At 50.6% G+C, this 11,006-nt stretch carries 6 protein-coding genes, 1 tRNA gene and 1 pseudogene; 4 read left to right on the top strand and 4 right to left on the bottom strand.

The window, feature by feature from the left end; genetic code table 11:
• Position 1: 1 nt before the first annotated feature.
• Entirely contained in the window at positions 2-1,804 is a 1,803-nt protein-coding gene (aspS, locus tag DO97_RS09950; RefSeq protein WP_036533069.1) for an aspartate--tRNA ligase, read from the bottom strand.
• Positions 1,805-2,035: 231 nt separating this feature from the next.
• On the opposite strand from aspS, the gene DO97_RS09945 reads away from it, so the two are divergent.
• From DO97_RS09945 to DO97_RS09935, 3 genes are all read left to right on the top strand, one after another.
• Positions 2,036-2,497, top strand: a complete 462-nt coding sequence (locus tag DO97_RS09945; protein ID WP_036532983.1) for a tRNA (cytidine(34)-2'-O)-methyltransferase — start codon at positions 2,036-2,038, stop codon at positions 2,495-2,497.
• Positions 2,498-3,279: 782 nt separating this feature from the next.
• The gene (locus DO97_RS20945) at positions 3,280-5,604 is read left to right on the top strand and encodes a LysM peptidoglycan-binding domain-containing protein (RefSeq protein ID WP_052128598.1); all 2,325 of its coding nucleotides are present in this window, start codon (positions 3,280-3,282) and stop codon (positions 5,602-5,604) included.
• Between the two features lie 121 nt (positions 5,605-5,725).
• A tRNA-Met gene (locus tag DO97_RS09935) sits at positions 5,726-5,798 on the top strand.
• A 396-nt stretch (positions 5,799-6,194) separates the two neighbouring features.
• Here the strand turns inward: DO97_RS09935 and DO97_RS09930 are convergent.
• Positions 6,195-6,860, bottom strand: coding sequence for a Uma2 family endonuclease (locus DO97_RS09930; protein WP_036532981.1), 666 nt, complete (start codon positions 6,858-6,860; stop codon positions 6,195-6,197).
• 445 nt (positions 6,861-7,305) lie between these two features.
• Positions 7,306-7,794, bottom strand: a pseudogene (locus DO97_RS09925) (Uma2 family endonuclease); the annotation flags it as partial.
• A 295-nt stretch (positions 7,795-8,089) separates the two neighbouring features.
• Here DO97_RS09925 and DO97_RS09920 point away from each other — a divergent pair.
• Positions 8,090-9,460 carry a DUF1254 domain-containing protein gene (locus DO97_RS09920; protein ID WP_036532978.1) on the top strand — a complete coding sequence of 457 codons (1,371 nt, stop codon included), beginning with the start codon at positions 8,090-8,092 and terminating at the stop codon, positions 9,458-9,460.
• A 516-nt stretch (positions 9,461-9,976) separates the two neighbouring features.
• On the opposite strand, the gene DO97_RS09915 is transcribed toward DO97_RS09920, so the two are convergent.
• The gene (locus DO97_RS09915) at positions 9,977-10,723 is read right to left on the bottom strand and encodes a sucrose-phosphate phosphatase (RefSeq protein ID WP_036532976.1); all 747 of its coding nucleotides are present in this window, start codon (positions 10,721-10,723) and stop codon (positions 9,977-9,979) included.
• Positions 10,724-11,006 lie beyond the last annotated feature (283 nt).

Here is an 11,006-nt window from a genome sequence, read left to right as displayed (position 1 = left end):
TTTACGGGGCGTCTGATAAGGACTTGGGTTTGGCGGTGGAAGTAACCTGTAGCTCCTTCAATTGTTTGTCGTCAACCCCAGAAGGCGCCCCGGTAAGAGGGCAGCGAGCTTGCTGAGTTTTGGGGAAGGCAATCACATCCCGGATGGACTCTTCGCCCATAAACAGCATCACCAAGCGATCTAGACCATAGGCAATACCACCGTGGGGTGGGGTGCCGTATTCAAAGGCCTCCAGCAAAAAGCCAAATTTATTCTGGGCTGCTTCGTCAGATAACCCAATGGCGGCAAACACCTGGGCTTGCAACTCTGGTTGATAAATTCGCAGACTGCCGCCCCCAATCTCAAGGCCATTGTAAACCAGGTCGTAGGCTTGGGCCCGAGCTGTTTTTAAGTCGGCCACATCCTGGGGATGGGGCATGGTGAAGGGGTGGTGCAGGGCTTCCAGCCGATGTTCCTCTGCATTCCACTCAAACATGGGGAAATCCGTGACCCAGAGCAAATTAACGGCATCAACATCAATTAAGGCCATTTCTCGGGCAACGTATTGGCGGAGTCGATCCAGGGTTTTATTCACCGTTGCCGTAGGCCCTGCACCAAAGAGTAACAAATGGCCGGGTTGGGCTTGGGTGCGTGCCAGCAGTTCCTGTTTCTGCTCCGGACTCAGGTTATCTTTAATCGCCCCAATGGTGTCAATCTCCTCGGCACCCCGGACTCGGATATAGGCCAGTCCCTTCGCACCAGCTTCACTCGCTTCTTTAAACAGGTCGCCCCCTGGTTTAATGCGCACATTGGAAATGGCATCATTCCCCCCCGGAATCGGCAGCACTTTCACCACCCCACCCTCGGCGATCGCCCCGGAAAAGACTTTAAAACCTGAATCCTTCATCAGATCCGAGACATCCACCAGCTCTAAGCCATAGCGGGTATCGGGCTTATCGGAACCATAGCGCTCCATGGCTTCGGCGTAGGTGAGACGGGGGAAGGGGTGGGGGAGGTCAATCCCTTTAATCGTTTGGAAGAGATGGCACACCAGATCCTCGTTCAGCCGCAGAATTTCTTCCTGGGACATGAAGCTCATCTCCAGATCCAGTTGGGTAAATTCTGGTTGGCGATCGGCTCGCAGATCTTCATCGCGAAAGCAACGGGCAATCTGATAGTAACGGTCAAATCCTGATACCATCAGCAATTGCTTAAACAGTTGAGGGGATTGGGGCAGGGCAAACCATTCCCCTGGGTTGACACGGGAGGGAACCAGGTAATCCCTGGCTCCTTCGGGGGTAGAGCGGGTGAGAATCGGGGTCTCCACTTCAATAAAGCCTTGCCCATCTTCTAAATAGCGCCGGATTGCCTTCACCACCTGATGTCGGAGTTGCAGGTTGGCACTCATCCGAGGACTACGTAGATCTAAATAGCGGTATTTCATCCGCAGTTCTTCCCGCACTACTTCGGTTTCCGTCGCGGAAACCTGGAACGGCAGGGGTTTGCGGACGGCGTTCAAGAGTTCAATTTCGTCGGCATAGATCTCAACTTCACCGGTGTCCAAGCGAGGATTCAGGGAATCTTCTGGCCGCCGGGTGACGCGACCTTGGACTCGCACCACATATTCATTGCGGAGATGCTCAGCCTGGTGATAAGAATCGGGGGTGCGCTCTGGATCGCTGACAATTTGGACAATCCCAGAGCGATCTCGCAGGTCAAGGAAGACCACACCTCCATGATCGCGGCGACGATCTACCCAACCATAGAGGGTGACAGTTTCACCAATCTGCTGAGGTCGGAGATCGCCGCAATAATAGGTTCGCATGGTTGTGAGTCGCACGTCTAACAGGGAAACCACGTGGGTCGTTTTTGTGAAAACTCATCCATTATCCAGCATTCCAGTACCTTCTGTCTTGGCAGCATCCACCCAGGCACGGCTGCCAATCTCTCCAATGGCAGTTTCCAGGCGATCGCCGATACCAAAGTTTGCCATGATGAAGAACGGAATCCATTACCCCCACTTGATTCAAAGCGATCGCCCTGGCTCTGACTCACCATGCCCCGTATTGTTCTGATTTACCCTCAAATTCCACCCAATACCGGCAATATTGCCCGTACCTGTGCTGCAACAGGCACAGAACTTCATCTCGTAGGTCCCCTAGGGTTTGAGATCAGCGATCGCTACTTAAAACGGGCGGGGCTGGACTACTGGCCCTATGTGAAACTGCACTACCATGACTCTTTGGAAGCATTTCAGACTCAACAACAGCTTCAGGGGGGACGTTGGGTAGGCTTCAGCACCACAGGTACCCAGAACTATCGGTACTTTCCCTTTGCAGATACAGACTGGTTGTTGTTTGGGAGTGAAACCGATGGGTTACCCCCAGCGGTGTTGACAGCGTGTGCTGCGGTTGTCTACATTCCCATGACCCAACCCCAGGTTCGCAGCCTCAATTTATCCGTGAGTGCTGCGGTTGGTCTTTTTGAAGCACGCCGTCAATTGGGCTATCTGGACTAATCTGTCAGCGCTGCTGGGAACAATTAAACATCCATCCAGTCCCTTCAGAGTAGGGAGTTAGGTTCCTAGCAGCACTCGACAAAATGCTGAGATTGACCATTGACAAGTTTCCTCTGTTCGTATGACTTGGTGTATTGATGCCATGAATCAGCCTCTGTAATCCTGCGGCAATTGGCCGACATCACCAGGGAATTAACTTGAAATTACAGTTGATTATTATCTGGATTCCCATATCTAAATCAGAATCAACTCATCATCTAGGATTTGGTTGCATAGACTACAAACCCATCAAACTTTTCCATAGCGCATCACTGGAATTTCAACATAACCATAAGAGATTTATATCGCCGGGAAAAAAATCTCGACATACGCTACCCCCTGTTCCACAGCCATTAATCATGTAAGGTGACCCGATCGGCCTCAGCTCCAGTGCCCCAGCCATTAAGGATTTGAGAGTCTGCTGTCTCGACAGTTTCCATCTGTAATTGCCAGGGCTGAGTCTCAGATTAAGTGGGGGAGTCAATGCTCTGAATCACCCTGTGAATCAGAGATTCAGGCCTATGATGACCTGTAATTTAGCAGCCGACGATCTCAGGGGAGAAGATTGGGTTGCTAGTTTTTTTTGGTCGTGTAAACTTGCTTTAACGAAAAAACCAGGTTACTCTTACCTAAGCATATTTGCCCCTGCCACTCTCCGCCCAATCCGATTGGAGCATTGGGTTAGGTAGATGGGTTCAATGCGTCGAAGACAGTTAAGCGCAGGTTATTCGAGGAGGTCGTTCTTGAAACGAGTATTTCCACAAGTACCGGAGCTGAGTGCTTCCTACACTGATACTGTTCAGGGTTCCACTCAGACTACTACTGAATTTTATGCCCAGGAGCAGCCCGCTCCCCAACAGTTCCCAGGATATGTACCTGGAAGTGATTCGGGTAAACAGTCTTACATCAGCGGAAAACGCCGCAAAATTCGGACTTCTGTGGCTCTGATTAGTTTGGCTCTCTCAATGGGAACATCCAGCTTGCTGCTCCCTCAGCAGATAGAAGCAGCAACGGCAGCCGCGTCCGTCGATCCATTGGGTTCTGCGCCCACCTCCGATGCGGCAGGATTACCCACCCAGGGTGAGATAGAACCCCCGCCATCCCCTGCACAGAGTTCCCTGGTGATTGAACATGTGATCCAGGAAGGGGAGAGCCTCTGGCAGTTAGCGATGCTCTACCAAGTTGATCCCGCTGCGATCGCTGCCTCTAACCACCTCAGCACCAGTGGAGTCCTGCAGGTCGGTCAAATTCTGAGAATTCCCACGGTCAATGGCAACCTTGATCTGAAGGTCAAACAGGAGTTGTCTCTGGCGAACCTCCGACAGAAACGGGAGCAACTCAAGAGTGGCTTAATGAACTTCAAACCCCAGGAGTCAGCGGTTGGCGTCGAATCTCTCTCTCCTTCCCTTGTAGGAACTGAACAGTTAGTTGCCTATAGTAAACCTGCGACCGAACCAGTACCCTTGAGCCGCGTCTCTACGCCCTCTCTAGTCACCCCCTCCACGGCCACGGGGACTGTTCTCCACCAAGTGAATCGTGGGGAAACCCTCAAGGCGATCGCCCTCAACTACGGTGTCTCAGTTGCTGCTCTCGCTGAGGCCAACCGGATCTCCGATCCAAATCTGATCTTTGTGAATCAAACCCTGAAAATTCCTCAGGTTGCCACCAACCCAGCTTCTGTGCCCCCAGCGGTGGCGATGGTTCCCCAACTGCCAGTTCCTCGTCCCGCACCATCAGAACTTGCACCAACAACCATCACCCCGGTGGAAGATCGGAATTCTGGGATTGAGATCTATCGTGTCAGTGTAGGGGACACTCTGGAAGCGATCGCCCAGCGTTATGGAGTTTCTGCCACAGAGTTAATTCGGCTCAACAGTCTAGAAAACCCAAATCTGCTGCATGCCAACCAACTGCTGCAGGTTCCCAAAGCTTCAATGACGGTGACTACCACCCTGGCAGCCAATAATTTCGCGACTCACAGCCCCGGTATTGCTACTCAGCTGCATCCCGCCAGTCCTGCGGTCACCACTACGGGTGGCAGTGTCTTATCCAACCTACGGCAAGCCATCAAAGGCGTCAGTGGAGGTACTCAGACGACCGTCTTCGTCCCGACTTTGCCTTCGGTGGATCAAGGATCCCGGCCCGATGTCGTCAGTCCAGCACACCCATTGGCACAAACCCCTGTGGCAACAATGGCAAGGGTGCCATCAAATCTGCCAGTAGCCGTTCCTGCTTCAGTAGAGTCAACCCCTCCGGTGGTTGCCAATCCCTATGTAGAAAATCTCAAGGCTGAAGTGGTGCAAATGCAAGCTCGATATCAGCCAGCTCTCACCCCTGTTGCTGTCCAGCCAACTCCGGTATCCCCCGTCTCTGTCGCATCCCAGCCATTGATGGATCGACAAATCAACCCTGAGTTTATTCCCCAACGGTCTATACAGCCAAGGGTGTTGCAGCAATTGCAAACTCGCCAATTGGAGCGGCAAGCTTCGGTACCCAATCCTGGGGTTCAAATACCGACGCTAGTACCCAACCCCTCCCATGCTCAGCCTCAGATCATTGCGACAGCTCCCCTGGGAGTAGATTCCTTCACCCCACTCACGCAGTTAGGTGGGCAGATGGTTTCTCCAGAGTTGCCCCCGTTATCAGCACCCGACACCTATTTGCCGGGACCTGCCAACTTTAAAGGATACATCTGGCCAGCCAAAGGGCTACTAACCTCTGGGTTTGGTATGCGATGGGGACGGATGCATCGGGGGATTGATATTGCTGCCCCCATTGGCACCCCGGTGGTAGCTGCTGCTACTGGCGTGGTGGAATCGGCTGGTTGGAACTCTGGTGGTTATGGCAACTTAGTGGAAATTCGTCACCCAGACGGTAGCTTGACTCTCTATGCCCATAACAATCGTATTTTGGTACGGGAAGGGCAGTTTGTTGAGCAAGGTCAGCAAATTGCTGAAATGGGCAGTACTGGCTTCAGTACTGGTCCCCACAGCCACTTTGAAGTCCATCCTTCAGGTCAGGGCGCTGTTAATCCGATTGCGTATCTACCGCGAACTTCCGGTGGTTAAATCGACTTGCTAGTGCAAGTTGGATGTATTTTCCATGGGGGGCAATTGCCCCCCCATTTAATGTTTCACCAGAGCTAATTTGAGTACGCAGATATGTTAACCTTATAAAGGTCTGAAATTTGGCTCAGTAGCTCAGTGGTTAGAGCAGGGGACTCATAAGCCCAAGGTCGCAAGTTCAAATCTCGCCTGAGCCATTTATCAAAAATCAAGAATATCAACGATTTGCAAGGGTTTCAGAGATAAACCCTTTATTTTTGCAGTCAAATATAGTAAATATTTACTATTTCTGGATGTAAACGGATAAGATTGACGAAAAAATTGGGGTAAAAGTTGACTGAAGGATAAACACTACCCCAGACCTCCCTTATGCCTGCAACAGAAATCAAATCTAAGTCCAGCAAGGGGTCAGTGCAGATCAAATCCTCAAATACGCCAGTTCAAAAATGAAGTGCAACACTTGTGCTCCTCTCCTTAACCGGATAATTCTTTTAATCTCTAAGAGGATGTTTTAAAAGGGTCGTCTTGAGCCTCAAATACGACTCAGTGGTGCAATCTAAAATCCATAAACCCTGATTCTGTCGTAGCGGTCTCTAGGTGGTCTGAGTGGTTGGATACACCCAGGAAGACTTTTTGTGGCACACGCCCTGCCGAAATTCCTTGGCTGCCGCCAGCGGATTGGGATTGCGCACACACACAGCCAGCAAATTCATATCTAGATTAGGGAGAACTTCACTGTGATCGATTGCTTCATAGCCAAAGGTCTGAGCGAACTGAATTGGCACTTCTTCGCGCAGATGATAGATCGAAAACTGGTTATTTTGCCAGAACCAAACTTCGCGGACTCCCAACCGTCGATAGAGTTCCAACCGATTAATGCCGCCGCTGGTCACGACAACTTCAATCGCCAGATCGGGAAACTCCTTATCAGTGCCAATGCAATAGCCCTCATCGGGTTCTGTGCCTGCCTGTTGTGCTTCTTTGCGAAGCGTGGTGGAGCCTGTCGGGAAGTACTCAGTGTCGGTTTCCAGAAAGTAAATTTCCAGCAGCGTACCAATTTGAGTTTTCCCACTTTCATGCCGACGACTGGGAGACACGATTTCTAAAACTCCATCTAAATAGGTGACTCGATAGTGAGCCATGTCTCCCAAATCAGAAAGCAAAGCTTCGTATTGTGACCAACTGACATTGCTGATCGTTCGCCGTTCTTCCGGGTCATCAATTTGCAGACGTTGCGTTAAATCATCAAGGAGTACCATATGCCCTCAATTCTCCTACTTGAAACCATTGTAGAGCGATCGCTCCACGCGGGGTGGAGGCTGCAAAATAAGTCCAGTTGCTCACCGCTGTCGTATCAATCGCCCCCAAAATCCCCATGGGTAATTGCTTAATGGGTAGTTGCTTAAACGGATGGAGGCTGATCTAAGCGTTGTTTAAGATCGTGGATTGCAACACCAGTGTTGCAATCGTCGGTAATTTTTACACAACGGGCGATCGCAGATTGTAAGTCGAAGTCTGGGAAATAACGGCTTTGGGTGTGAAGTTGATAGGTTGCGCTCTCTAAGAGGATGTTTTAAAAGTCTTCCTGGGTGTATCCAACCACTCAGACCACCTAGAGACCGCTACGACAGAATCAGGGTTTATGGATTTTAGATTGCACCACTGAGTCGTATTTGAGGCTCAAGACGACCCTTTTAAAACATCCTCTAACTGGTAAATCAAAGTCCGCTGATTTTTGTAGAGCCACACTTCAGGCACGCGGTAGGGGAGATAATCCTGCACATCGGAATAGCTGGTGACATCAATCTCGATTACCAAATCCGGGGGGGGATCCTGTTGCCAGCCAATGCGCTTTTTGCCCGATACTGCATGCCAGTGGTCAATGTAAAAACAATAATCTGGCTCAATCCCGCTTTCTTCTGGCAAAGTCATGGTGACGGGGGTAAAGGCATCGTATTCCCGCCCATCGTGATCCAGCAAAGTTGTGACGATAGAGGCAATGAGATGGGCATCTCGTTCATGCCCAGGCAGCGGAGACATCAAAAACACTTGCCCAGGGCGATATTTCAAGCGGGGAATTGATCCATCTCCCCGCTGGACACACAAACTCTGATAGTCCTGCCAGGTCGCGGGCAACAGCACCACTGCCCCTGCCGGTAATTGGATTTTTTCGGGGTAGACAAGGGCAAACATGGTTTCAGCGTCCTATGATGCGGCCTATTGCAATAATTTGGATGGGCGATCGTCAGTATGATTTAGACCAGGTTCAACATAATCCAATACTTCTTAGTTAAGGCTTCGATCCACAAGGGAATAAAATTCCCTCGCTCATAGCCCAGGTCCGCTAAAGCGGACTGAGATTTAGGAAGCGTTGGGCGTTTAGTCCATTTCAATGGACTTTTGCTGTTAGCCCGAAATTTCAATTCTGGGTGGATCGAACGGCTAACCGAGAAGTAGTGCAACATCACCTAGAAAGAGACAAGAAAGGATACAAGCGTATGACACAACAACCCTTGCCATCAGCCCCGCAGAAGCCCGCGCGATCGCCAAGGAAGCCTATATTTACGGCTATCCCATGGTGGGCAGCTACCGGATTCAGCACGCCTATTTTGTCGATCCCAACAATCCCGAATACAAAGCACCCTGGAACCAAATTCGCAACATTCCCCGCGTCTTCACACCAGAGGACAAGGCGGTACAGACTCCTAACTCAGACACGCCGTACTCTATGCTGGGGATGGATTTGCGGGCGGAACCGATCGTGCTGACCGTGCCCGTAATTCACAAGGAACGCTATTTCAGCGTCCAACTGATCGATCTCTACACCTTCAACTTCGACTACATTGGCAGTCGTGCCACGGGTAATGATGGGGGCAGCTTTCTGATTGCAGGCCCCGGCTGGCAAGGCGAAACGCCCAGTGGGATGACCAAAGTGATCCGATCGGAGACCGAGTTAGTGCTGGCGGCCTATCGCACCCAGTTGTTTAATCCTGCCGATCTGGAAAACGTGAAGCAAATCCAGGCGGGTTACAAGGCGTATCCGCTTTCGGTCTTCCTCAATCAACCGTCACCGGATGCGGCAGCGGCGATCGAGTTCATCCAGCCGCTCACCCCCGCAACCCAGAAGACCTCGCTGGAGTTTTTCAATATCTTGAGTTTCATTTTGCAGTTTTGCCCCACTGTGCCGTCAGAGCAAGCCCTGATGCAGCGATTTGCCCAGATTAACGTGGGGGCAGGGATGACCTTAGACGTGGATACGCTCTCGCCCGAGATGAACACCGCGATCGCGCAGGGCATAGTCGATGCCTGGGCAGAATTCAACGAGTTGAAAACACAACAAATCGACACAGGAAAAGTCACCTCTGGCGATCTATTTGGCACGCGGGAGTATCTCCAGAATAACTATCTTTATCGCATGACAGCAGCGGTTCTTGGCATCTTTGGCAATTCCAAGCAAGAAGCCATGTATCCACTCTATACCGTGGATGCGGATAAACAGCCGCTGAGTGGGGCAAACAAGTATACCCTGCACTTTGCAGCGGATCAATTGCCCCCGGTGCATGCGTTTTGGTCGCTGACCATGTATGAGTTGCCCGCCAGCTTGCTGGTGGCGAATCCACTCAACCGTTACCTGCTGAATTCGCCGATGTTGCCGCAATTCCAGCGCGATGCAGAGGGTGGTCTGACGTTCTACCTGCAATCCGAGCCACCCGGTGCAGAGTTAGAAGCGAACTGGCTCCCAGCCCCCCAGGGGTCCTTCTTCTGTGCGATGCGGTTGTATTGGCCCAAGCCAGAAGCGATCGACGGTCGCTGGATCGCAGGCGGCACCCAGCGACCGTCGATCGCATCCCATTCCTGAACATCAGTAACTTTTAGCGTCTCCTGCGGGAAGCCCCGCACTGTAGTTGCGAATTGTGTTTACTCAAGAGTGGCTCAGTGTCGGGATGAAAGCAGGGCTTGTCGATAGGGGTCAATCCCCTGGAGACAAGCAAATGATACAATTGGCACCTCTTGACCCTCAATGCCGTAAGCGAAAACCAAGCTAATAGGGACAGGTTGCAAGGAAAATATGGGTCTTGGGAACCAGGACTCCTGCCCTTGGAGGGAATGTAAATCCAAACGGATTATGGAGTCCTGGAGGTTGTTCCCGTTGAATTGGGAAGCCCGTGCTGTATTGCACAGCAATTAGCGTCGGGTAGTTCACAATCACTTGAAATGCCGCTTCAAAGTTCCAAATTGTCTAATGAGTTCAGACTCAGGCTCCGTGGGTGGCTTGGCTTTGAAACAGGAAATCTTCGGAGCGATCCGAGAAATCCCTACCCTCAGCCTTAAGGCGCGGTAGGGAGGATGTCAATGTGAATCTTTTATTGATCAATCATTCAAGATAACCAAAGTGTTTGAGTCCTTCTAAGATTCCCCTAGCACAGCAAGTTTTAGCTAGATAACGATTGAGAGCAGGGTTCTGATGATGCCACTTTAGTAATTCGGGTTGAGCATTGCCTACAATAATTCCTTTTTCTTGGCCACTGCGAAAGAGAGAAATATCGTTACCAGAATCACCACAGACAACGGTTTGAGCAGGCTCAACTCCCCATTTTTGCCGTAAAAACAACATTGCCCGACCTTTATCAGCACCGCTAGGCAGAATATCGAGGTCTTGGCCACCACTGTAAATTATCTCTACCTCCAAACCCTTAGAACTCAGTTTATTTCTGAGCTGAGGCAAAACCTCTAGGGCTGCTTCCTGAGCCAGAAAGTAGCTGATCTTAAAGGGGCGTTGTTCTGAAGCAGGTTGAGGAAATAACGCAGCAAAGTGAGAGGCAATTGCCACCACTTGGTCTCGCTCCCATCCTTGACTGAGCTTTTCAGACCAAGTTGGATCAGGAATATTCCTACTGTTGTCATAAATCTCTGTACCAACAGCCGTTACTAGCGTATCCGGTGTCAGCAACTGCTTGTCAGCCTGAAGTTGATAATAAAGGGTCGGCGATCGCCCCGTGATATAGACAACCTTAGTACCGTGTGTTTGGCGGAACTGACTCAACCGCTGGTTCAGTTCTGCCATCGCTAAGTCATCACCAACTAGCGTATTGTCCAGATCCGTTACAAATAGAGCAATCACAGTATAAGCAGCACTCCAGGCAGAAGGTGCACTGATGGGTCAGGTTCGGATTTTTGCTTGTTTGCAAAACTTATTGTTAAGTTTTATTGCGATTTGCGTCGTAATCAATCAATTTACCCAGTAAATCAAGCGACAGCGAGTCAGAGTACTAGAAATTACAAAACAACTATCCATCCAAAACTCAGACTAAAATTCCAGGTTTTTAAAAATGCTTGATTCCAAATTGGCATCTTCAACAAGATTACCAAAACAAGCCCTTCTCAGGAAGAGTTGGTCATCTAGT

It is taken from the genome of Neosynechococcus sphagnicola sy1 (assembly GCF_000775285.1).
GTDB classification, from domain to species: Bacteria; Cyanobacteriota; Cyanobacteriia; order Neosynechococcales; family Neosynechococcaceae; genus Neosynechococcus; species Neosynechococcus sphagnicola.
This window is presented reverse-complemented; position numbering and strand designations above follow the sequence as displayed.

Bases quoted from the DNA above. Each gene is read 5' to 3' on its own strand.
- DO97_RS09945 (WP_036532983.1), top strand. From the start codon at position 2,036: ATGCCCCGTATTGTTCTGATTTACCCTCAAATTCCACCCAATACCGGC.
- aspS (WP_036533069.1), bottom strand. From the start codon at position 1,804: ATGCGAACCTATTATTGCGGCGATCTCCGACCTCAGCAGATTGGTGAA.
- DO97_RS09930 (WP_036532981.1), bottom strand. From the start codon at position 6,860: ATGGTACTCCTTGATGATTTAACGCAACGTCTGCAAATTGATGACCCG.